The following is a 21,637-nucleotide window of genomic DNA, read 5'->3' as shown; positions in this document are numbered from 1 at the left end:
TCAGGCTGGCAAGGGTATTGCATCGGGCTGTGCAAAGAACGCATCCGCATAGATGTGTTCGGCACTCAGGCCTTTTTCGATAAGCGTTTGACGCACTGCGTCAACCATCGGCGGCGAGCCGCATACATAGGAGCGGAAGCCGTCGAGTGTGGTCCAGTCGGAATCGATCGCATCGGTCACGAGACCCGCACGGTGCCCGTCGCGCGAAGGGCCCGTCGCGATCACCGTATGGACGCTCAGGTTCGGGAAGCGCTGGGTGATTGCCGCAAGTGTCTGAGCGCCGTACACGTCCGCTTCAGAGCGCACACCGAAGTAGAGATGAACGGCTCGGCGGTCACCGGCTTCAAGTATTGCGCGTGTGATCGATAGCACAGGGGCAAGGCCAGTCCCGCCCGCGACGCAGATGACCGGTCCGTCGTGCTGTCTGCGCAAATATGAGGTACCCAGCGGTCCGCTTATGCGTGCGGTGTCGCCGCACTTCAATTCATTCGCGACATGTTCGCTCACGACGCCGCCCGGCACGATGCGAATGTGGAATTCGATCAGTTCGTCCGTGTCGACGCCCGCCATCGAGTAAGGCCGTTCCCTGCCGGGCACGAATTGTACGGACGCGTACTGACCGGGCGAGAATGAGAGTGTGCGGTTTAGGCTCATCCTCACGACGCGAACGTCGCTGACGGGCGCGTCGATCGACACGACAGTACCTTTCACGATGCGCGCAGGGTGGACGACAATTTCGTCAGGCTCAGGAATTTCGATCGTACAGTGGTCGGTCAGAGTCGCCTGGCATGCAAGCACGGTGGCGTCGTCTGGATCCGCATCTGGCGATGCAGACGTTACCTCGACGGAGCCTGCGATCACTTTGCACCGACAAGTTCCGCAACGGCCGGACGAGCAACTGTACGAAATGGGAATCGCCGCGCGCCGCAACGTATCCAGCAGATTGGCACCGGTCTCGAATTCAATCGATTCACCGAGTGGTTGTACGAACAACTGCATGATGTCTCCCGCCATAAGATCTGTTTTTTCGATCTTAAGTGGGACGGTGCGGTGCAGGAACCCATTGTCAGCAATGGACGATATTCCTGAGCCGAATAACGTAGATGGGCGCTAGGGCGTGGGCACCGTTGTACCGGGTAGAGCCTTCGGTTCGCCTTCTCGAAACGTGTCGAACATTACGCTGCGCAGCCATTGGTTAGCGGGATCGCGGTGGTATTTGGCGGACCAGAACACGTTCAGCGGAATCGGTTCTAGTCGCACGGGCACGGGCGCCCAGGCGAGATTGAACGGTACGAGACTGCGATTGACGAGCCGTCCGGGCAGCGTTGCGATCAGTTCCGTCTCACTGAGAATATGCCCAACCGCCGCGAAATGCGGGATTCTCAGCTTGATGTTGCGCCGTATACCCATGCGTTCAAGGTCGTGATCGACCATCATGTGACCAGTGCTTGCCGCGACCACGACGAGATGGTCGGCGGCGGAAAACTCCTCCAGCGTGACCACGCCCTTATCCAGCGCATGATCCTTGCGGAACACGCAGGCGTATTGGCTCGAAGTCAGGCGCCGCTGGAAAATGCCTGCATTCAGGTCCGGCAGCCACCCGACCGCCAGGTCGACGGCACCGGTCTCCAGGTCATCCTTCAGGTTCGATGCCGCTTTGCGCACCGTGCTCAATGAGACTTGCGGCGCAATGCGCTCGAGTCCACGCATCAGGTTGGGCAGGAAGTCGATCTCGCCGATATCCGTCATCGCAATGGTAAAGCTGCGGTCGCTGGTGGCCGGATCAAAATCCATCTCCATGTTCACGACACCGTGAATCAGCCTCAGGGCTTCATTCAGCGGGCCGGCGAGGCGCTCGGCGTAGGGCGTTGGTTGCATGCCGCGACCGGTACGCAGCAGCAGATCGTCACCGAGCAGCGTGCGCAACCGGTTCAGTGCATTGCTCATGCCGGGCTGCGACATGCCGAGATTCAGCGCGGCTTTGGAGACGCTCTTTTCTCGGACCAGTTCGGCAAAAACGAGCAGCAGATTGAGATCCAGGTCCTGTAGTTCCATTGGAATCGTCCTGATATTGCTGCGGATTATATCGTGCATTCACGGCCGTTTATGGATCGCCGAGGCGCTCTGGCGGATCATGTGTCCAGCAAGAACTACTGTGGAGACGTCGTATGAACATGGAACCTGTTCCGATCTCGTTCGTTCCAAAATGGAAGGACGATGGACAGAGCCGCATCCCGTTCTGGGTCTATACGGACCCATCGGTTTATCAGCGTGAACTCGAACGCATCTTCTACGGCAAGCACTGGAGCTTCGTCGGCCTCGAAGCCGAACTGCCGAATTCCGGTGACTTCAAACGCACGTGGGTTGGCGAGCGTTCGATCATTCTCGCGCGCAGCGAAGACGGCACGATCAGCGCGGTCGAAAACATCTGTGCGCACCGCGGCGCCGCGTTTTGCCGCGAACGCAGCGGTAACCGGAAAGAATTTCTCTGTCCTTACCACCAGTGGACCTATGACCTTAAGGGCAACCTGATGGGCGTACCGTTTCGCCGCGGGTTAAAAAAAGATGGCGAAGTGCGCGGAGGCATGCCGGCCGACTTCAATCCCGCCAATCACGGCCTGAACAAGCTGAAGGTCGCCACACGCCACGGCGTGATCTTCGCCTCGTTCGACCACGATACCGAGCTGCTCGAAGCCTACCTTGGGCCGGAGATTCTGCCTTACTTCGACCGCACCTTCGACGGCCGCAAACTGAGGATCCACGGTCACGCGCGCCAGCGCATTCCGGGCAACTGGAAGCTGATGCAGGAGAACATCAAGGACCCGTATCACGTCGGATTGCTACACACGTGGTTCCTGATGTTCGGCCTGATTCGCGGTGACCAGAAGTCACGCATCGTGATGGATGCGCATGGTCGGCACGGCGCGATGGAGTCGACGCGCGAGGCAACGGGCAAAGGCGCGGTCAGCGAAGGGCTGAACAGTTTCAAGGAAGACATGAAGCTGAGCGACGAGCGGATCGTCGACATCAAAGCCGAGCCGTGGTGGAACGGGCCGACGGTCGTGATGCTCACGCTGTTCCCCAATCTGATCGTACAACAGCAGTCGAACAGTATGTCGGTGCGTCAGATCATTCCGCGCGGCACGGGTGCCTTCGACTTCGTCTGGACGCACTTCGGTTTCGAGGACGACGACAAGGACATGGAAACTCGCCGCCTGCGTCAGGCCAACATGTTCGGTCCGGCAGGATACGTTTCAGCAGACGACGGTGAAGTCCTGGAGTTTTGTCAGGAGTCGTACGAGCAAGGTGACAGCGGTCGCACGACGATTGCCGAACAGGGCGGCAAGGACTGGAATGGGTCAACTCATACGATTACCGAGAACGTCCTTAGGGGCATGTACGCGTATTGGCGCAATCTGATGGGGATCTAGGCAATGCAGGGTCTGAACGATTTCATGGACGTGTTGGCGCTTCACGGCGAATACTCCGCCTGTCTCGATGCAGGGGAATTCGAGCGCTGGCCAGATCTCTTCCTCGAGAACTGCGACTACCGGATTCAGTCGCGAGAAAATTATGACGCGAGATTGCCACTATCGATCATGTGGCTGGAAGGCAAAGGCATGTTGAAAGACCGCGTCTACAGCGTGCGTGAAACGCTGTATCACGATCCGTACTATCAGCGGCACATCGTTTCTGCGCCACGCATCGTGGCGGTGAACGAAGACGAGATTCAGGCAGAAACCAACTACCTGGTAATCCGGACGAAGCGTGACACATTCTCCGAACTGTTCAACGTAGGCCGCTATCTTGATTCGATGCGCCGCACGCCGGACGGACTGAAATTCAAGTCGCGTGCGTGCGTGTTCGACAGCGAGTGGATCCGTAACTCGATCATTTACCCGATCTGACGTGCGAACGCACCGATATGGCGCTTGAGGAGAAGATGAAATACACCAAACTGGGCAATAGCGGCCTGAGCGTATCGAAAATCGCACTCGGTATGATGTCATACGGCTCATCGGAATGGCGTCCGTGGGTGCTCGACGAAGCACAGTCGCGGCCGCTCGTGCAGCGCGCGGTGGAGTTGGGCATCAACTACTTCGACACCGCCGATATGTATTCTGCCGGACACTCTGAAGTGTTGACGGGAAAGTTTATTCGCGAGTTTTACCGGCGCGAGGAAGCGGTGATCGCGACCAAGGTCTTCTATCCTGTCGAGATGGGCTTCAAGGGCGGTGCAGCAGGTGGCGCGAAGCCGCTTAAGCGGGCCAATGCCGACGGTCTCTCGCGAAAGCACATCATGCATGCGGTGGACGCCAGTCTCACGCGGCTTGGTACCGACTATATCGACCTGTACCAGATTCACCGGTTCGATCCCGGCACGCCTCTGGAAGAAACGATGGAAGCACTGCATGACGTGGTGAAAGCCGGCAAGGTGCGCTATCTCGGCGCGAGCAGCATGGCCGCCTGGCAGTTCGCGAAAGCGCAGCAGATTGCGGGCGAATACGGCTGGACGCGGTTCATCAGCATGCAGAACCACTACAACCTGGCGTACCGCGAAGAGGAGCGCGAGATGATCCCGCTGTGCCACGATCAGTGCGTGGCTGTCATTCCGTGGAGTCCGCTCGCACGCGGTTTTCTTGCGGGCAACCGGGACACCGTCGACGCATCGCGTAGCGCGACGATCCGCGCGCAGTCTGATGATGTCGCGCAGAAATACTACGGCCGCGCAAGCGACTTGCGTGTGCTGGAGAGGCTCACCCACCTCGCGAAGCAGAAAGATGTCAGCAATGCGACGCTGGCGTATGCGTGGCTGCTTCACAAGGGCGTGACGGCACCGATCGTAGGCGCGACAAAATTGCCACACCTCGAACAGGCCGTGAGCGAGCTCGACGGCTGGCTCACCGACGAAGAAGTCGCGCTCCTCGAAGCACCCTATGAACCGCACCCCGTGATCGGGCATTCGTGAAGACGTCGCCGCTTACGCGGTACAGGTTTCAATCAATCGACGAGAGAGTTTCAGATGGACACTTTGCATGACGTGAAATCCGGGCATATCCGCGTGCGCGACGGCACGCGAATCTCGTACGGTCTTCATGGCAACGTCGACAGCGACATCCGGATGGTGTTGCTGCATTCGCTCGGGATGGACCGGCATTTCTGGCAGCCTGTCGTCGAACGCCTGTCGGCCCAGGCGCTGGTGCTCACCGTCGACTGTCGTGGACACGGCGAATCCGACAAAACGGAGGGGCCGTTTACCGTCGAACTGTTTGCACGCGATGTCTTCGATCTCGTGTCCGCATTCCGTTTCGACGATGTGCTCGTCGCCGGTGCGTCCATGGGTGGTTGTGTTGCCTTGCAGTTTGCAGGCACGTGGCCACGCCTGACACGTGCGGCCGGTCTGATCGATACGACTGCGTGGTACGGTGAAGCGGCGCCTAAAAACTGGGATGAGCGCGCGACGAAGGCGGAACACGGCGGACTCACGCCGTTGGTCGAATTTCAAATCACACGCTGGTTTAGCGATGCATTTCGTGCGACGCATCCGGAAATCGTGCAACGCTGCGTTGATACGTTTCTTCGCAACGACGCGCAGGCGTTCGCGTCGACTTGCCGGATGCTCGGGGCGTTCGACGGGCGCGCATTGCTGTCAAAGGTGCGCGTACCTTGCAGCGTGATCGTGGGCGAAGAGGATTATGCTGCGCCGGTGGCGATGGCGCAGGCGTTGCACGACGGCATCGCCGGTTCCTCGCTCACAGTTATCCCGAACGCGCGTCACCTAACGCCGCTGGAAACGCCGGATGTCGTCGCCGGTGAACTCGCCAGGCTGCTCGCGTTGACGTGTTAGTGCTACCGCGAGCACGCGCAAGATTAAAAAAGCAAATGGAGACAATTGATGCAACATTCCGCAGGTACTCCCGGCCGAGGCACGACCGAAGCCGCGTCTCTGGCAGGTGACGCTTTGCCTGGAGCAGAACACTCGCCCGTCTGGTATCGCTCGCTGAACAAGGCGCAGTGGAGTGCGCTCTTCGCGTCCAATCTCGGCTGGCTGTTCGACGGATACGAAACGTACACGTTGATTTTGACAGTTGGCATTGCGCTGCGCCAGTTGCTCGAACCGGCGATGTATGGGCAGATTCCGTTCTATGCCGGACTGACGATTGCGCTCACGCTATTGGGGTGGGGCATAGGTGGACTCGTTGGAGGCGTGCTGACCGACTATATTGGTCGTAAGCGGATGATGATGCTGGCTATTCTCGCCTACTCGTTGACGACTGGTCTGAGTGCGTTTGCGTGGAACTGGGAGTCGTTTGCGGTCCTGCGTTTCGTTGTTGGACTGGCAATGGGTTCTGAATGGGCAACGGGGACGGCCATGACCGCCGAGCTGTGGCCCGATCGTCATCGCGGCAAGGGCGCGGGCCTGATGCAATGCGGACTGGGGATGGGCTTCTTTGTCGCGTCTCTCGTCTGGCTGTTTATGAGTCAGACCGGCGAAGACGCATGGCGCTACATGTATCTGCTGGGTGTACTGCCGGGGTTCGTCACACTGTGGATGCGAAGGGGCATTCCCGAATCAGAGCAGTGGGAGCGCGTGAACGACAAGCGCAAGCAGACCCGCGCGCGCAAGCGCAAAGGCGGCGAACTGTCAGCGCACGAAGAGGTGCTGAGCCGTTTCACGCTAGTTGATCTGTTCTCGGTGCCGGCACTGCGTCGCCGGACCTTGATCGCCGTATTTATGTCGCTTACGACGACGCTCGGATGGTGGGGCATCTCTACCTGGGTGCCGCCGTACATCGGTTCGGTCGCCGCTCACGCCGGCCTGCCGGCCGCGCGCTGGGCCAGTTTCGCGGGCATGGCTTATAACGTCGGCGCGATTGCCGGCTATGTCGGCCTCGGCTTTCTCGCCGACGCATACGGCCGCAAGCGCGTCACGTTCATGTTCTTTCTGATGGCGTTTCTGTTGACGCCCGTGTTGTTCCTGTGGACACACGATATCGGGCTACTGTTGCTGGTTTCCGCCATCACGGGATTTTTCAGTCTCGGGCAATACACGTGGATGCCGACCTGGCTTCCGGAGCTATATCCGACCCGTATCCGCGGCACGGCGATTGCATTTTGCTTCAACGTGCCGCGCCTGCTGGCGTGGTCCGGGCCGCTCGTCGCTGGAACTCTTATCGCGCGTTTCGGAGGATATGGCCACGCCGCGGTGACCGTCGGTTTCATCTACCTCTTTGGTGTCGCGCTGACCCCGTTCTTGCCTGAGACCAACGGTAAGCGTCTTCCAGAAGACGTGTAGGGCAGTGTCAATCGCATAACGAAGGGCGCGCGCCGCGTCTAGTTAGTCACTCCGTCGACGCACCTCCGTGGCAGGGCGGCGGCTCGCGCTGCCCAATTTCATCCATATCAAAAAAAAATTTGGAGACAGAAGAAGATTAAAAAAATATATTTAGGCGTGCTTTATATATTGTTATATGGGTCATCGGCTCGGGCACAAAGCAGTGTCGTGTTGTACGGTAGTATCGATGAAGGCATCACCTTCAACACCAACGCGCAAGGCAGCCGGACTGTCACGGTGGGTCCAGTTGCTGTTCCAGACTTCTACGGCGTTCGCGGTAAGGAAGATCTCGGCGATGAGTTGAGCGCTGTCTTTGCCCTGCAAAATGGCTTTAAATCCAACACTGGCCAGGGGACGATTGCCGGCGATGCATTCAGCCAGTTCGCATGGGTCGGGTTATCAAGTCCTCGGTATGGGACGCTCACGCTCGGTCGCCAACTAGATCTGGCGACCGATGCGCTGCGGATCAATTCGAACGGTAGCGTGCAATACAATTTCTATCTTTTCCATCCCGCCAATCTCGACAATCTGGGCATCACTGGCGATTCGATCAGTAACTCCGTGAAATACACCACGCCGACTATTGACGGATTCAGCGCCAACGGCATTTACGGTTTCGCCGATTCGAGCACTCAGCCGGGCAGGGTCTACAGTGCGGACCTTGTCTATTCTCGGGGACCGTTCCGCGCGTCCGCGGTGTATAGCAGTTGGCGAAACCATGTGATCAATCTCGTCTCGGGTCTGGGGGATACGCATTTCCTCGGCGAATCGCTTGCCAACGGTGCACTCTTTACCGCGCAGCGTCAGGACATCATGGGACTGTCTGCGTTATACAAGGCGACGGACAAGTTCCAGGTTCATGGCGTGTTCACGCAGGTGAACCTCGCTGCCGTGGCCAACTCCGTGCGAATGCGCACGGTCGAACTGGGTGCTGACTACAGCACCAACTTCGCGAATTCCTTGACGATGGGCGGATATGTATCATGGCTCGGCGGCACGCAATATGACGAAATGGGTGTAGGAGATGTGTACTCACTTTCGAGGCGCACCATCGTCTACGCTCAAGTCACGTATCAGCGCACGGCCGGCGTCGGCAATGCTGCGATGCCGCTGCTGGCGCCCGCAAACGGATCGAACCAGACGGCGTTTCGCGTGGGTATGCATCATTTCTTTTGAGGCTATCGGTCTGCGCCAGCCAGCATTGTGGGTCCCTGGGCATTCGACGGGGCAGCATGTACGGCACGATATATAGCTTGGACGCAGTTGTCAGGCCGGTGATGGATCACAAGAGAGCTTCCCGCGAGATGGTGACTGAGTAGTCGCTCCCGATCGGATTCGTAGACTGCCAGGAGTCTGCTTTCTTGAAGCGCGAACGTGTGCAAAGGGTCGAGGCGGTGTGAAAGCGAGTCATTTCCTCTCGCGACGCGATGGGCAGAACCAGACTGCAGGCAGACGCCGCTGCAGGCGCAGTTCCTGTCCCCTGGGTGCCAAAAACGATATGTGCGTCGAGCCCGGTACGAGCCTCGGCTTATGAGGATCTAGTAGTTCTCGCGGGCCACGACCGGGCACTTGAGTTGACACCACGCGCCGACTGTCTGTCCAGTTTCGTGGCATCATGTTATATGCCTTTACACCGCTGCCGGAGTTAAAAATCATGGCGACTTACATTGTATTCACACTAGAAAGCACGCAGGATCAGGCCGAGCTCGACATCTACCGAAGCAAGGTCCGCGAGACCTTTAAAGGTCACCCGGTCAAGATCCTCGCTGCCTATGGACCTCAGCAGGTACTCGAGGGCGATGCGCCCGAGGGAGTCGTGATCATGGAGTTTCCGTCTGCCGCGGAAGCTCGTGCCTGGTACGACAGCCCGGAGTATCAGGAAGCCGCACGGCGCCGTTTCAATGGGGGGCAGTATCGTGCTGTTCTCGTCGAAGGTGTCTAACGAAAGACGGCGACGGTCAGACCTACTGCGGATTCGCCCGCACGGTATTTTTACGGCGTAGTCTCGAAGAGGTTAAGGCAATCATAGCCTTGACGTGCTACCCGCCCCAATGTCAGCCCCAACAGGCGCAATGTTTCGCCAAGCATCGTCCTGGTGCGAAACCCCTTCGATGGTCTATTTGCGCAAGCGTCTGGGTGAGTGCGCCACATGAAGGCCGACTAGGAAGGCGAGGGTACCTCACAGAGTTCCGCGCAGCCCACCGCATCAGACCGGGCTGCTGGCTTCAGCCCGAACGCCAAGAATTTTCCGTGCCTCACGCGGCGAAGCGATTTCGCGCCCGGCTTCCCGTGCGATATTTGCCATCGCATCGATCAGATACGCATTTGACGTCGCACGCTCGCCGTCCGGCAGGTAGAACGTATCTTCGAGGCCGGTGCGAAGCTGGCCGCCCAATTCCGCGGTACGACGATGCAGCGCCCAGATGTTCGACCGTCCGATGGCCGTCACCTGCCAGTTGGAATCAGGGCGCAGCAGGCCAATCAGAATGGGCAGCAGATCGAGATGAGCAGGCATGCCCGATTCGACGCCCATCACGAAGTTGTAGTTGGCCCTGCTCCTGAAGAGTCCCGCGCGTGCATACATATCGACGCAACGCACGATGCCGACGTCAAAGCATTCGAATTCGGGCACTGAGCCGGTCTCCTCCATCATCTCGAGAAACGACTGGATTTTCTTGACCGGGTTGTCGAACATCAGTGGCGGCCACGCCCACGTGCCATCGGTCTTGACTTTGAGGTAGTTGAGCGAACCTGCATTGCAGGCGGCAATTTCCGGTTTGATGGCGTGGATGCAGGAGAGCGGCCCGTCGATGTCCGGGCCGATGATGCCAGTGGTCTGATTAAGAATCACGCCCGGACAGGCTTCCCGGATCGCCTGGTTGATCTCGCTGGCGAGTTCGGGATCCCACGACGGCAGATGGCCTTTACCATCCTCCTGGCGGCGAAAGTGTATGTGCATGCACGATGCACCAGCATCGTAAGCACCTCTCGCTTCGCGGGCCATCTGCTCGGGGGTGACAGGGACATTGAACTGCTGCGGGTCAGTGAAAATTCCGTTCAACGCACAGGTGATGACAACGGGCTTGTTCATGAGATTTTTCCTTGCATTGAATTTCGTCTGCGCTTAACCGGGTAATGGTTCGAGCTGCGCGAGAATCTGTCCAGGCGCGACCTGTTCGCCAGTCCGTATGCCGATCGACATCACTTTGCCGGCGAACGGCGCTGCAATCGCGTGTTCCATCTTCATCGCTTCAAGCACCATCACGGTTTGACCCGCTTCCACCGTCTGGCCTTCCGTGAGGTCGACTGCGATCACCCGGCCGTTCATCGGCGCGCGCAGGATGCCATCGGCCTCGGCCTCGTCGCTGCTTTTCGCGCCGTCGCGGTTATGCGATGCGAAGAGGTAGTCATCGCCATCCAGGTGCAGCCAGAGATGGTTGTTTTCCCACGCGTGGCGATAGCGGAACGTACGTTCGCCGATTGTGACGGAGGCCAGGTCGCCCGGGCGTCCCGGCGTATCGTGGAGGAGGAGCGGCTCGCCTTCGTCGAAGCGAACCCATGCCGAGTGACTGCCGAGCAGCACGGTGCCGCGCCGTGTCGCGGACTGATTTTCCGCCCGCGCGCCGAGCCACGCGAGGCGGCAGGGTACCGGCAGCGCGGCACCGCTTCGCCAGCCACGCCACGCAGGTCCTTGCGACTCGGCGCGATCCGTACCGGCGGCCGAAAGCCATGCGGCCAGCGACCATGCTACATGTCCGGGCTTGTTGATCCGGCTCTCGTTGGTAGGGAAATGTTGCGCGATGAATGCGGTCGAAACCAGACTGCCTTCGATGAAGGCTGGATGGCGCAGCACGCGCGAAAGGAAGCGCCGGTTGCTCGTCACGCCGAGGAGTACTGTCTCATCGAGTGCGTCGGCGAGCCGCTCGATTGCCTCAATGCGTGATCCTCCATGTGCGATTACCTTGCCCAGCATCGAATCGTAGAACGGACTGATCGACATGCCGTCCGCCAAGGCGTGATCGCTGCGCACATGCGGGCCCGGCCGCCATACGAGAACGTTGCCGGTCCGCGGCAGGAAATCGTCGGCTGGATCTTCGGCACAGAGCCGCACTTCGACGGCGTGCCCGGTGATGCGGATATCCGATTGCGCGAGCGGCAGCGGTTCACCCTGAGCGACTCGCAACTGCCATTCGACGAGATCCTGTCCAGTAACGAACTCCGTCACCGGATGCTCGACCTGCAGGCGCGTATTCATTTCCATGAAATAGAAATGTCCTGCGCGATCGAGCAGGAATTCAACCGTGCCCGCGCCGGTGTAGCCGATTTCGCGGGCGACGGCGACCGCCGCGTCGCCCATGCGCTTGCGCAATGTCTCGTCGACGGCAGGCGAGGGCGCTTCTTCGACGATCTTCTGATGGCGACGCTGCACGGAGCAGTCGCGTTCGCCAAGATGAACGACGTTACCGTGCGAGTCGGCAAATACCTGGATCTCGACGTGCCGGGGTTCGATGACGGCTCGCTCGAGGATCATGCGTCCATCGCCGAAAGCCTTTTGCGCTTCCGACACGGCAAGCTTCAGTGCTTCGGGCAACGCGTCGGGTGTATCGACGCGGCGCATGCCACGTCCACCGCCGCCGGCCGACGCTTTCACCATGATCGGAAAACCGATGCGTGCAGCCTCAGCGAGGAGAAGGGCTTCGCTTTGATCGTCACCGTCGTAGCCTGGCACAACCGGGATGCCGGCTTCGGCCATGCGGCGGCGCGCGCGGGCCTTGTCCCCCATTGCGTCGATCGCGCTGGCTGGCGGACCGACAAAGACGAGACCCGCCTCGCTCACACGGCGCGCGAAAGTTGCATTCTCGGACAGGAAGCCGTAGCCGGGATGAATCGCCTGGGCGCCGCTTTGCCTTGCTGCGTCGATAAGCTTGTCGACGACGAGATACGATTCGGCGGGTGTCGTGCCGCCGATCGATACCGACGTGTCGCAGGCCGCGACGTGCGGATTATCGCGATCGGCGTCCGAATAGACGGCGACAGTCGTAATACCAAGCTGTTTGGCCGTGCGCGCGACACGCACGGCGATTTCGCTTCGATTAGCGATCAGAAGACGTGTGAACCGGCGTTCCGTCATGAGAGTTCCGGTGTGGTGGGCGCTGCGATGCGCCAGCTCGGCGCACGTTTTTCGGCGAGAGCCACGAGTCCCTCGGTCACCGTGCCCGATCGTAGTGCCATTGCGAATGCGTCGGCAGCCGCGTCGAGTACCAGCGGCAATTCACGTTTGGCGGCGTCCGCGACAATGCGCTTCGTCGCGCGTTGCGCGACGGGTTCAGCTGCAAGCACACGTGACAATTCGCTTTGCAACACGATGTTGAGCCCGCCCGGGGTAGCGGTTTCATCGGCCAGGCCCGCGTACAGTGCCTCGGCCGCCGATAAGCGCCTACCGGTCAGCATCAGCCAGCGCGCCCGGGTTTTGCCGATGCGGGCGACAATAAACGGCGCGATTTGTGCGGGCGGCAACCCCAAGGTGGTTTCGGGCATCGAGAAATGCGCGTCGGCTGCCATGATTACGTGGTCGCAAGCTGCGGCGAGACCGCAACCGCCGCCTGCCGCCGCACCTTCGACCACAGCGATCGTCGGCATCGGCAGTGCCGCGAGCTTCTCGAGCAACGCGCCGAATTGCCTGTTATAGCGTGCGATTGGATCGAGCCCCACGGACGGCGCAGGCTCGCGCATCAACGCCTTGAAGCCGGAGAAGTCGCCGCCCGCACAGAAGGTGCCGCCGGCGCCGCGCAGCACGAACGCGCGGACCCTATCGTCGTCGGCGACTCGATCACACTCGGCGCTCAAAGCGACCACAAGATCGTCGCTCAGGGCGTTGCGTTTGTCCGGCCGGTTGAGCGTCGCATAGACAACACCGTCGACGAACCGGGTGAGCAAGGGGGCGGAGGATTGCGAAGTGAGCGTACTCATGCGTTCACTCCTTCGGCAACGTGCCGAGTTTTTTGCAGATAATCCCGAGCATCACTTCGTCTGCTCCGCCGCCGATCGAAAGCAGGCGCATGTCGCGATAAGTGCGCGAAACGCTGGATTCCCATGCGAAACCCATGCCGCCCCAGAACTGCAGGCAGCTATCAGTGACCTCGCGCGCCAGGCGGCCGGCCTTGAGCTTGGCCATCGACGCGAGTGCCGTTACGTCACCGCCGCCGATGTAAAGCTCGGCAGCGCGATAGGTGAGGGCGCGGAGCGCTTCCACTTCGGTCTTGAGTTCGGCGAGCCGGAAATGGACGACCTGATTGTCGAGTACAGGTCGGCCAAAAATCTTGCGCTGACGGGTGTAGTCGATGGTTTCGTCGATGGTCCGGTCAAGTACTTGCAACACGCCAGCAGCACCGTACAGACGTTCCTCCTGAAACTGCACCATCTGATAGGTAAATCCCTTGCCTGCCTCGCCGATCAGATTGCGTTGCGGCACACGCACTTCGTCGAGGAAAATTTGGGCGGTATCCGAGGAGTGCATGCCGATTTTGCGGATCTTTTTCTCGATCTGCACGCCCTTCGATTTCAGCGGCACGATGATCAACGACTTGTTACGATGAGCCAGGCCGTCGGACGTGTTAGCGAGGCAGCACATCCAGTCGGCTTGTGTGCCGCTGGTAATCCAGAGCTTGGTGCCGCTGATGACGTAGTCGTCGCCGTCCTTGCGCGCCGTTGTGCGAATCGACGCGACATCCGAGCCAGCCCCCGGTTCGGAGACGCCAATACAGGCTACCTGCTCACCCGTGATCGCCGGCACGAGAAACTCGCGGCGCAGTGCGTCTGAGCCGAAGCGTGCGAGCGCCGGAGTCGCCATATTCATCTGCACGCCAATCGCGAGCGGCACGCCGCCTGCCTGGCAAACGCCCATTGCTTCAGCCATCACCATTTCAAAGCTGTAGTCGAGCCCGCCACCGCCATATTCTTCCGGTTTGCTGAGCCCCAGCATGCCCAACTGACCTAGCTTTCTGAACACCTCATGCGCAGGAAAGATACCCGCTTCTTCCCATTCGTCGACATGCGGATTGACTTCGTCTTCGATGAAGCGCTTGACGGTTCGTGCGACCGCCTCGTGTTCTGTGGTGAATTGCATGTTGTCTCCTATATCAGGGGCGCGCCACGCCGAACGTGAGCGGGTTGACTATTTTCTTGCGACCATCGCGGCAGACGGACAGCGTCATGGCGATCACCTTGCGGGTGTCGCGCGGATCGATAACGCCGTCGTCGAGCATCCGGCCAGAGGTATAGAACGCGTGTGTTTGACGTTCGAAGTTGGCGACGATCTTCTGCCTGAGCGATTCAATGCGTTCAGTGTCGGGTTCCAGGCCTTTCGCGCGCGCGGTGCCTTCCATGACGATTGCCATCGTGAGGGCAGCCTGTTCCGCGCCCATTACAGCGGTGCGGGCATTTGGCCACGAAAAGAGGAAGGACGGGTTGAATCCGCGTCCACACATACCGTAGTTGCCTGCGCCAAATGCCGAGCCACACAGGATCGTGATTTGCGGGACAGTCGCGTTGGAGACGGCCTGGATCATCTTCGAACCGTGCTTGATCATCCCGGCACGCTCGGAGTCCTTACCGACAATAAAACCTGTCGTGTTCTGCAGGTAGACAAGAGGGATGTCGCTCTGGCAACAACTCTGGATGAAATGCGTCGCTTTCGTGGCGCCCGCCGGATCGAGCGGGCCATTGTTCGTAATGATGCCAACTGGGATGCCGTGTATGCGAGCGTGGGCGCAAACGGTCGCTGGACCGTATAGCGGCTGGAATTCGAGCAGATCGGACGCGTCGACGATGCGTGCGATGACCTCTCGCATGTCCGTTGGTTTTTTACCGTCGCGCGACAGCACGCCGAGCAGATCCTCGGGATTCAACTCAGGGTCCGGACCGACAGGCAGCGACGACTCGCGCGATGTCCAGTCGAGCTTGTCGATCAATTCGCGAACGATGCGAATGCCGTCGGCATCATCCTCGGCCAGGTACTCGGCGAGCCCGGACGTGCTTGCGTGCATCAGGGCGCCGCCGAGTTCTTCGTCGGTAGCGATCTCACCTGTTGCAGCCTTCAGCAAGGGCGGACCTGCCAGAAACGCCTTTGCGCGATCGCGAACCATCACCACATAGTCTGACAGTCCTGGCATATAGGCGCCGCCCGCGGTTGATGAACCGTGGACGAGCGTGATGACCGGGATGCCGGCAGCGGATAGCCGCGCCAACTGGTAGAAGTTGCCGCCACCGTTGATGAATTCCTCGACGCGGTACTGCATCAGGTTCGCACCGGCTGATTCGACGAGATGCACGAAGGGCAGGCGGTTATCGAGCGCGATTCGTTGCAGACGCTGAAATTTCTCGAGGCCCATCGGCTGCAATGCACCGGCGTCGATGCCGGAATCGGCGACGACGATCAGACAGCGAGTGCCGCTGATGTAGCCGATGCCCGCGATCAGACCGGCTCCTGGAACTGACTTGTCCGGATCGGTTTCGCCGACGAGATAGCCAGCGAGCGCAGCAAGTTCGAGAAAGGGCGAGCCGGAGTCGACGAGCAAGGCCAGCCGTTCGCGCGGCAGTAGCTGGCCGCGCTTCGCGAAGCGCGGCCTCGCCTTTGCCGATTCAAGCGAAGCGCGCTCCTGCAGCGTATGCAACTGGCCGATCAACGTCTGTAAATGCTCGACGTTGTCGCGAAATACTGGGCTGGCTGTATTGAGACGGGAGTGGAATGCCGGCATGGTCAGTTCTTGAAGATATCTGGCGTCACCGCGCGATGGAAGCCGTCAAATGCAGGCGATGGCTCTGTCGGTTCAAGTGCGTAATGACGACGTGCGTTTGGCGCGCCACCGTCGACGCGCAGGCAAGTGCCGTTAATAAACGCCGCGCCGTCCGACAACAGAAACGTTATCGCGGCTGAGACTTCCGCCTCGTTGCCGATCCTGCCGAGCGGGACGTGTTTCGGCAGGTTACGAATCATTGGCTTGATCGCATCGGGGTACGTGTCCATGCCGCTTGACGCGATCCAGCCTGGCGCGACCGCGTTGACGCGCACCGGCCCCCATTCGGCGGCCGCAGTCTCGGTGAAGTTGAGCATCCCGGCGCGTGCGGCGCCGCTATGCCCCATGCCGGGCATGCCGTTCCACATGTCGGCGATGATGTTCACGATTGCGCCGGTGCGGCGTGGTTTCATCGACTGTGTATAACACTCGCGCGCGACGAGAAATCCGCCCATGAGGTTGGTATTGAGTACGGCCTGCCAGCCTTTCGCGCTGATGTGCTCAAGCGGAGCAGGGAACTGGCCGCCCGCGTTGTTGACCAGCAGATCGATGCGGCCGTGCCGCTCGACGATCTGCGCGATCGACTGGCGAACGGCTTCCTCGTCGCGGATATCGCAGGCGACAGCATCGACGATGCCGCCGTCTTGACGGATTTCCGCCGAAACGCGCTCGAGCTTTGCCGCATCGCGGCCCAGCAGCACCACGTGTGCGCCGAGCGAGGCAAGCTCATGCGCGCAGCAGCGGCCGATCCCGCTGCCGCCGCCTGTCACGAGCGCTACTTTGGCAGTGAAACTGCCGGCTCGAAGTTGAGAGCGGTAGGACATGGTTCTCCTCAGTCCAGGAACAGATCGTTGGGAAACTCGGTAGTGCCGGGCACGACCGCGTACTTGGAGAAATCGGTTTCGCCCTGCTCGGCGAGTACCGTTTCATCGATGAAGAACCGGCCGGTTTGCGTCGTCGCATCGAGCCTCAGGATGCGAATGGCGGCATCGGCCATGATCTCGGGTGTGCGACAGATTTCGGGCGCAACGCCCGGAATCATCTGCAGCGCGGCGGTCTGAATCACCGTGCGCGGCCACAGCGCATTGACTGCGATGCCCCACGGGCGAAACTCTCCCGCATGCCCGAGCACAGACAGGCTCATGCCGAATTTCGCCATCGTGTATGCGACATGCGGCGCAAACCATTTCGGGTTCAGATTGAGCGGCGGAGAGAGCGTCAGCACGTGTGGATTGTTACCTCGTTCGGCCGCCTGCTTCAGGTAGGGGAGCGCTGCCTGAGTGCAGGCATAGGTTCCTCGAACATTGACGTCGAACATCAGGTCGCACTTCTTCATCGGCGTATGCGCCGTTTCGGTGACGCTGATCGCACTGGCGTTGTTGACAAGAGCGTCAATGCCACCGAAATGGGCCGCAGCTTGTTGCATTGCCGCCGCAACCTGCATTTCGTCGCGGATGTCGACCTGCAGCGCAAGGCAGCGTCCACCTGCGGCTTCGATTTCTGCGGCGGCGCTATAAATGGTACCTGGCAGCTTTGGATTGACCTCGGCCGTCTTGGCGGCGATCACCACGTTGGCGCCTTTGCTGGCCGCTGCCTTGCCGATCGCGAGGCCGATGCCGCGAGAGGCGCCGGTAATGAAGACGGTCTTGCCTTCCAGGGTCGTCATGGGTACGTCTCGAATGTTGTTGTTTCGAAGTGAGATCATCCTAGCGTGGCTTTTTTAATAAATCAATCGGTTGATTGATTTATTTGTGGGTATCCTCTGGAATTGTCTCCGCCTGCTCTGGAAGCATTCAATATCAGGCGTCGATGCAAACCGGCTGTGCGAGCTGGGCCAGGTCTACTCCCGGATACATCGAGCCGCAAAGTATCGTTCGGCGATACGTGAGCGAGACGAAAGATGAGCGACGGCGATGGGCAGGCCAACTTTCCAAGCCGTGTACACTGGTCGATAATGACCCAATTTCCTTGGCTGGCGGGCTGGTCAAATACGCCAGCTGTGCAGAGAACCCGAGTACTTGTTCTATGAACGCCATTCCCCAACCAGTGCGCAAACGCGGTCGTCCTTCGAAGGGCGAAAGTGCGACCTTGCGCGACGAGCTGATCCTCAAATCGGCGAAACTTTTCCGTACGCAGGGCTACGAACGCACAACTGTGCGCGACATTGCGGCCGCAGCCGGTGTCCAGGCCGGCAGCTGGTTCTACTACTTCAAGACCAAACAGGACATTCTGGTCGCGGTGATGGAGGAGGGGCTGGCAAGCGCACTTGAGCGTATCGAGGCGCTCGATGTCGATAATCTTTCGCCGCGCGAGGCCTTTCGCGCGCTGGTGCAGGCCCACGTAAAAACCTTGGTGTCTCCCGATTACGATTTTATTCCGGTCCTGCTGCGTGAGTGGACGTCGGTCAACAAGGATATGCGTAAGAAGGTCCTCGAACTGAAGGACCGGTATGAGGCGATCTGGGATGGTGTGATTGCCCGACTGCATGCGTCAGGCGAATGGGCGACGCCAACGCCCATCGATCGTTTGATGATGTTCGGCGCGCTGAACTGGATGATGCAGTGGTATCAGTCCGAAGGGCCGCTGAAGTTTGACGAACTGACTGATTACGCCGTCCAGTTTTTGTTGCGGACTGAGGCTAAGAAAAAGAAAAAATAGTCGCTCTCTATCCTTGGCAGTCGGGTCGGTAGCGGCTCGCGCGCATCAGAGGAGTATGGGCAAGCGTCTGATACGCTTGCCCGTCAAGCGATAGAGCGCATTTGCGACGGCCGGCGCAACGGGCGGAACGGCCACCTCGCCGACGCCGGAGGGGGGCTCGGCACTGGCAATGAGATGTGTCTCGATGAGCGGGGCGCTCGCCATCGTTACGACGGGGTAATCGGTGAAGTTCGATTGCACGACCTGTCCACCCGCAATCCGGATGTCGCCATACAATGCGGCGCTCAAGCCGAAGATCACACCACTTTCTACCTGCTGACCCACGATCTGCGGATTGACGACGAAGCCGCAGTCGATCGCACAGACGATCCTGTGAACCCGCACCTGGCCGTCCTGCAGCGAAACCTCGGCGACCTGTGCGGCAACGGAGCCGAACGACGCGTGCATTGCGATGCCGTAAGCTTGCCTGCCGTCACCGGACGCCGCTGGCATTGACCCTTCAATGCCGGCGGCCTGCGCCGCGGCGTCGAGCACGCGAACGTGACGCGGGTGAGCGCGCAGTAGGGCGCGCCGCAATTCCAGCGGGTCGCGGCCTGCCGCGGCGGCTATTTCATCGACGAAGCACTCGAGAAAGAACGCGTTGTACGAATGGCCGACGCTGCGCCAGAAGCCGATCGGCACCGGCAGATCGACGTTCAGATGCGCAACGTGCTGATGCGCGAATTCGTAGGGCATGTCGAACATGCCCTCCGTGGTGTATCGGTCGAGGCCGATACCGGGTGCTCCGAAGGTTCTTCCGAGTTCCTGCGCGAGAATCGACTGGCCGACGCTGCGCGACGCGATGGCGATGGGCGTCGTCCCATCAATGCGTGCGCGTAGTCGCGCGTGCACTTGCGGCCGATAGAAGTCGTGGCGCAAGTCGTCTTCGCGCGACCAGATCACCTGGACCGGCCGGCCGTTTGCGTGCAGGGCAACGCTGACCGCCTGTGCGACGAAATCAGATTCGGCGCGCCGCCCAAAGCCACCGCCGATGAACGGCACCTCGATATCGACCTGGTCGCCACTGACGCCGGCTACGCGGGCTGCGACCAGGCGCGCGAGCGTCGCCGCCTGGGTTGGTGCCCACAGACGGACGCGGCCGCCGCTCACCTGCGCGGTGCAGTTGGTCGGTTCCATCGCCGCATGGGCGAGGTAGGGCACGCGATACTCCGCTTCGATCACGGAGCCACCGCGGCTGTCGTCGAATGCATGGAGGCCGTCGCCCTGCGTGCGATAGGTGATGCCGTCGCGCGGGCCTGCGAGTTCGGCCGAGAGCACGGCGTCGATCCGGTCACTGTCGAGCGTTGCATGCGGTCCCTCGTTCCACGTCGGGGACGCGCTGTCGAGGGCCTGGCGCGCCTGCCAGTAATGCTCCCCGATCACCGCGATGCCACATGGTCCGCCTGACAGACCATCGAGGCGCACGACCGCGACCACGCCCGGCATCGCGCGCACGGCTGATTCGCGGAAGCGCGCGAGCGTACCGCCGAATTTCGGGCAGAGCGATACCGCTGCGTAGCGTAGTCCTGGTGGCCGGACGTCGAGTGCGAACACAGCGCTGCCGTCGGTTTTCGGCGCGACATCGACGCGTGGCGCGGGTGTGCCGAGCAACGTATAGGACGAAGCGGGCTTGAGCGTTACCGACGAGGGAGGTCGCAGTCGGGACGCGTCACCCGCGAGATGTTCGATGGGCAGGCGACGTTCATCCGGCCCGATGATCATGCCGTCGCGAATCGAGACCGCGCCGGGATCGACGTTCCAGTTGCGCGCCGCGGCCTCGACCAGGATAGTGCGCGCGCTCGCCGCCGCCTCGCGCAGCGGCTGCCATGCATCGGCGACGCTGCTGCTGCTCGCCGTGATGATGAGGCCCAGTTCCCGCGCGGATTTTGCGAGCATCCAGCGCAGTGCGCGCGCCCACGGCTTGCCGTCGTCGTCCGGATGGATCGGCAGCGAATCCACCAGCGCGGCGACGTTTCCGTAGATCCGCTCCCGGGTGACCGTCTGCGTGCGAACCCGATCGAGCGGCACGCCCAGCTCTTCCGCGACCAGCATCGCAAACGCGGTATCGATACCCTGCCCCATTTCGACTGGCGGCACGGCCACGGTTACCGTTCCGTCCGTGCCGATCTTGATCCAGCCGTTGAGGGCGATCTGACCGGGCGATGCGGGAAACATGTCCGGGACGCCCGTGCGGCTTCTCGGCGGGACTACCCCCCAGCCAATCACAAGCGCGCCCGTCACGCCTAGCGCACCGAGCAGGAAACGCCGCCGCTGCTTATTCCGAGGATGTTCTGTGCCGCCAGCGGGACGCTGCTTCGTCGAGCTCATGGCGAGGGGGCAGACACCGGCGACACGGCGGCGAGCCGGATCGCCGCGCGTATGCGCGGATATGTGCCGCAACGGCAGACGTTGGTGATCGCCGCATCGATCTGTGCATCCGATGGCGTGGGCGTTGCGGCCAGCAATGCCGCGGCGGCCATCAGCATGCCTGATTGACAGTAGCCGCATTGCGGAACCTGCAGTTCGATCCATGCGCGTTGCAGCGGATGTGCATCGCCGGCGCCGAGCGCTTCGATCGTCGTGACGCGTCTGTCCGCGATCGCACTGACCGGCAGCACGCACGAGCGAACCGCGGCGCCGTCCATGTGGACAGTGCAAGCGCCGCATGCGCCGATGCCGCAGCCGAACCGTGTGCCGGTCAGATTCAGATGATCCCGCAGCACCCACAGCAGCGGTGTCGCGGCCTCGCAATCGACCGCGCGGCGGGTGCCGTTCACATCGATGTCGATCATGACGTGCTCCCGTCGCG

The 21,637-nt window shown here is 60.7% G+C and carries 19 protein-coding genes; 8 read left to right on the top strand and 11 right to left on the bottom strand.

All coding sequences use genetic code 11. The features are described 5' to 3' along the window. Both PQR40_RS26795 and PQR40_RS26790 read right to left on the bottom strand, forming a co-directional pair. Positions 1 to 999, bottom strand: coding sequence for a 2Fe-2S iron-sulfur cluster-binding protein (locus PQR40_RS26795; protein WP_408237667.1), 999 nt, complete (start codon positions 997 to 999; stop codon positions 1 to 3). A gap of 111 nt (positions 1,000 to 1,110) precedes the next feature. Next, positions 1,111 to 2,055 (bottom strand): LysR family transcriptional regulator, encoded by a 945-nt coding sequence (locus PQR40_RS26790; RefSeq protein ID WP_408339725.1) that lies wholly within the window; start codon positions 2,053 to 2,055, stop codon positions 1,111 to 1,113. Between the two features lie 113 nt (positions 2,056 to 2,168). Between PQR40_RS26790 and PQR40_RS26785 the strand changes: the two genes are divergently transcribed. From PQR40_RS26785 to PQR40_RS26755, 7 genes are all read left to right on the top strand, one after another. After that, positions 2,169 to 3,431, top strand: a complete 1,263-nt coding sequence (locus PQR40_RS26785) for an aromatic ring-hydroxylating oxygenase subunit alpha (RefSeq protein WP_408510197.1) — start codon at positions 2,169 to 2,171, stop codon at positions 3,429 to 3,431. A 3-nt stretch (positions 3,432 to 3,434) separates the two neighbouring features. Then, positions 3,435 to 3,908: an aromatic-ring-hydroxylating dioxygenase subunit beta gene (locus PQR40_RS26780; RefSeq protein WP_408237673.1), complete on the top strand. Its 474-nt coding sequence runs from the start codon at positions 3,435 to 3,437 to the stop codon at positions 3,906 to 3,908. Positions 3,909 to 3,943: 35 nt separating this feature from the next. Further along, entirely contained in the window at positions 3,944 to 4,969 is a 1,026-nt protein-coding gene (locus PQR40_RS26775) for an aldo/keto reductase (RefSeq protein ID WP_408510196.1), read from the top strand. A 54-nt stretch (positions 4,970 to 5,023) separates the two neighbouring features. Further along, complete coding sequence (locus PQR40_RS26770; RefSeq protein WP_408237679.1) at positions 5,024 to 5,848, top strand: alpha/beta fold hydrolase; 825 nt, start codon at positions 5,024 to 5,026, stop codon at positions 5,846 to 5,848. Between the two features lie 48 nt (positions 5,849 to 5,896). Beyond that, entirely contained in the window at positions 5,897 to 7,297 is a 1,401-nt protein-coding gene (locus PQR40_RS26765; protein ID WP_408510195.1) for an MFS transporter, read from the top strand. A 156-nt stretch (positions 7,298 to 7,453) separates the two neighbouring features. After that, a complete protein-coding gene (locus PQR40_RS26760) occupies positions 7,454 to 8,512 on the top strand; it encodes a porin (RefSeq protein ID WP_408510194.1) in 1,059 nt (352 codons plus the stop codon). A gap of 478 nt (positions 8,513 to 8,990) precedes the next feature. Beyond that, positions 8,991 to 9,278 carry a DUF1330 domain-containing protein gene (locus tag PQR40_RS26755; RefSeq protein ID WP_408237688.1) on the top strand — a complete coding sequence of 96 codons (288 nt, stop codon included), beginning with the start codon at positions 8,991 to 8,993 and terminating at the stop codon, positions 9,276 to 9,278. 264 nt (positions 9,279 to 9,542) lie between these two features. Here the strand turns inward: PQR40_RS26755 and PQR40_RS26750 are convergent, their stop codons facing one another. The 7 genes from PQR40_RS26750 to PQR40_RS26720 are packed head-to-tail and all read right to left on the bottom strand — an operon-like array spanning position 9,543 to position 17,797. Further along, positions 9,543 to 10,427 (bottom strand): beta-keto acid cleavage family enzyme, encoded by an 885-nt coding sequence (locus PQR40_RS26750; protein WP_408510193.1) that lies wholly within the window; start codon positions 10,425 to 10,427, stop codon positions 9,543 to 9,545. A 33-nt stretch (positions 10,428 to 10,460) separates the two neighbouring features. Next, positions 10,461 to 12,467: an acetyl/propionyl/methylcrotonyl-CoA carboxylase subunit alpha gene (locus PQR40_RS26745; protein WP_408510192.1), complete on the bottom strand. Its 2,007-nt coding sequence runs from the start codon at positions 12,465 to 12,467 to the stop codon at positions 10,461 to 10,463. After that, positions 12,464 to 13,306, bottom strand: coding sequence for an enoyl-CoA hydratase/isomerase family protein (locus tag PQR40_RS26740; protein WP_408510191.1), 843 nt, complete (start codon positions 13,304 to 13,306; stop codon positions 12,464 to 12,466). Before PQR40_RS26740 ends, PQR40_RS26745 begins: the two co-directional genes overlap by 4 nt. 4 nt (positions 13,307 to 13,310) lie before the next feature. Continuing rightward, positions 13,311 to 14,462 (bottom strand): acyl-CoA dehydrogenase family protein, encoded by a 1,152-nt coding sequence (locus PQR40_RS26735; RefSeq protein WP_408510190.1) that lies wholly within the window; start codon positions 14,460 to 14,462, stop codon positions 13,311 to 13,313. Positions 14,463 to 14,475: 13 nt separating this feature from the next. Then, on the bottom strand, positions 14,476 to 16,092 hold the full coding sequence (locus tag PQR40_RS26730) for an acyl-CoA carboxylase subunit beta (RefSeq protein ID WP_408510189.1): 1,617 nt from the start codon (positions 16,090 to 16,092) through the stop codon (positions 14,476 to 14,478). 2 nt (positions 16,093 to 16,094) lie between these two features. Beyond that, positions 16,095 to 16,955 (bottom strand): SDR family oxidoreductase, encoded by an 861-nt coding sequence (locus tag PQR40_RS26725; RefSeq protein ID WP_408237705.1) that lies wholly within the window; start codon positions 16,953 to 16,955, stop codon positions 16,095 to 16,097. 8 nt (positions 16,956 to 16,963) lie between these two features. Continuing rightward, positions 16,964 to 17,797: an SDR family oxidoreductase gene (locus PQR40_RS26720; RefSeq protein WP_408510188.1), complete on the bottom strand. Its 834-nt coding sequence runs from the start codon at positions 17,795 to 17,797 to the stop codon at positions 16,964 to 16,966. 359 nt (positions 17,798 to 18,156) lie between these two features. Between PQR40_RS26720 and PQR40_RS26715 the strand changes: the two genes are divergently transcribed. Continuing rightward, positions 18,157 to 18,789, top strand: coding sequence for a TetR/AcrR family transcriptional regulator (locus PQR40_RS26715; protein ID WP_408510187.1), 633 nt, complete (start codon positions 18,157 to 18,159; stop codon positions 18,787 to 18,789). Positions 18,790 to 18,834: 45 nt separating this feature from the next. Here PQR40_RS26715 and PQR40_RS26710 read toward each other — a convergent pair whose 3' ends face one another. Further along, on the bottom strand, positions 18,835 to 21,156 hold the full coding sequence (locus PQR40_RS26710) for a xanthine dehydrogenase family protein molybdopterin-binding subunit (RefSeq protein WP_408510186.1): 2,322 nt from the start codon (positions 21,154 to 21,156) through the stop codon (positions 18,835 to 18,837). Beyond that, positions 21,153 to 21,617: a (2Fe-2S)-binding protein gene (locus PQR40_RS26705; RefSeq protein WP_408237815.1), complete on the bottom strand. Its 465-nt coding sequence runs from the start codon at positions 21,615 to 21,617 to the stop codon at positions 21,153 to 21,155. The genes PQR40_RS26710 and PQR40_RS26705 overlap by 4 nt, the downstream gene beginning before the upstream one ends. Positions 21,618 to 21,637 lie beyond the last annotated feature (20 nt).

Source organism: Paraburkholderia sediminicola (assembly GCF_046026855.1).
Lineage (GTDB): Bacteria > Pseudomonadota > Gammaproteobacteria > Burkholderiales > Burkholderiaceae > Paraburkholderia > Paraburkholderia sediminicola_A.
This window is presented reverse-complemented; position numbering and strand designations above follow the sequence as displayed.

Excerpts from the sequence above, each read along its gene's own strand:
- PQR40_RS26795 (WP_408237667.1), bottom strand. The coding sequence starts at position 999 with ATGCAGTTGTTCGTACAACCACTCGGTGAATCGATTGAATTCGAGACC.
- PQR40_RS26790 (WP_408339725.1), bottom strand. The coding sequence starts at position 2,055 with ATGGAACTACAGGACCTGGATCTCAATCTGCTGCTCGTTTTTGCCGAA.
- PQR40_RS26785 (WP_408510197.1), top strand. The coding sequence starts at position 2,169 with ATGAACATGGAACCTGTTCCGATCTCGTTCGTTCCAAAATGGAAGGAC.
- PQR40_RS26780 (WP_408237673.1), top strand. The coding sequence starts at position 3,435 with ATGCAGGGTCTGAACGATTTCATGGACGTGTTGGCGCTTCACGGCGAA.
- PQR40_RS26775 (WP_408510196.1), top strand. The coding sequence starts at position 3,944 with ATGAAATACACCAAACTGGGCAATAGCGGCCTGAGCGTATCGAAAATC.
- PQR40_RS26770 (WP_408237679.1), top strand. The coding sequence starts at position 5,024 with ATGGACACTTTGCATGACGTGAAATCCGGGCATATCCGCGTGCGCGAC.
- PQR40_RS26765 (WP_408510195.1), top strand. The coding sequence starts at position 5,897 with ATGCAACATTCCGCAGGTACTCCCGGCCGAGGCACGACCGAAGCCGCG.
- PQR40_RS26755 (WP_408237688.1), top strand. The coding sequence starts at position 8,991 with ATGGCGACTTACATTGTATTCACACTAGAAAGCACGCAGGATCAGGCC.
- PQR40_RS26750 (WP_408510193.1), bottom strand. The coding sequence starts at position 10,427 with ATGAACAAGCCCGTTGTCATCACCTGTGCGTTGAACGGAATTTTCACT.
- PQR40_RS26745 (WP_408510192.1), bottom strand. The coding sequence starts at position 12,467 with ATGACGGAACGCCGGTTCACACGTCTTCTGATCGCTAATCGAAGCGAA.
- PQR40_RS26740 (WP_408510191.1), bottom strand. The coding sequence starts at position 13,306 with ATGAGTACGCTCACTTCGCAATCCTCCGCCCCCTTGCTCACCCGGTTC.
- PQR40_RS26735 (WP_408510190.1), bottom strand. The coding sequence starts at position 14,462 with ATGCAATTCACCACAGAACACGAGGCGGTCGCACGAACCGTCAAGCGC.
- PQR40_RS26730 (WP_408510189.1), bottom strand. The coding sequence starts at position 16,092 with ATGCCGGCATTCCACTCCCGTCTCAATACAGCCAGCCCAGTATTTCGC.
- PQR40_RS26725 (WP_408237705.1), bottom strand. The coding sequence starts at position 16,955 with ATGTCCTACCGCTCTCAACTTCGAGCCGGCAGTTTCACTGCCAAAGTA.
- PQR40_RS26720 (WP_408510188.1), bottom strand. The coding sequence starts at position 17,797 with ATGACGACCCTGGAAGGCAAGACCGTCTTCATTACCGGCGCCTCTCGC.
- PQR40_RS26715 (WP_408510187.1), top strand. The coding sequence starts at position 18,157 with ATGAACGCCATTCCCCAACCAGTGCGCAAACGCGGTCGTCCTTCGAAG.
- PQR40_RS26710 (WP_408510186.1), bottom strand. The coding sequence starts at position 21,156 with ATGAGCTCGACGAAGCAGCGTCCCGCTGGCGGCACAGAACATCCTCGG.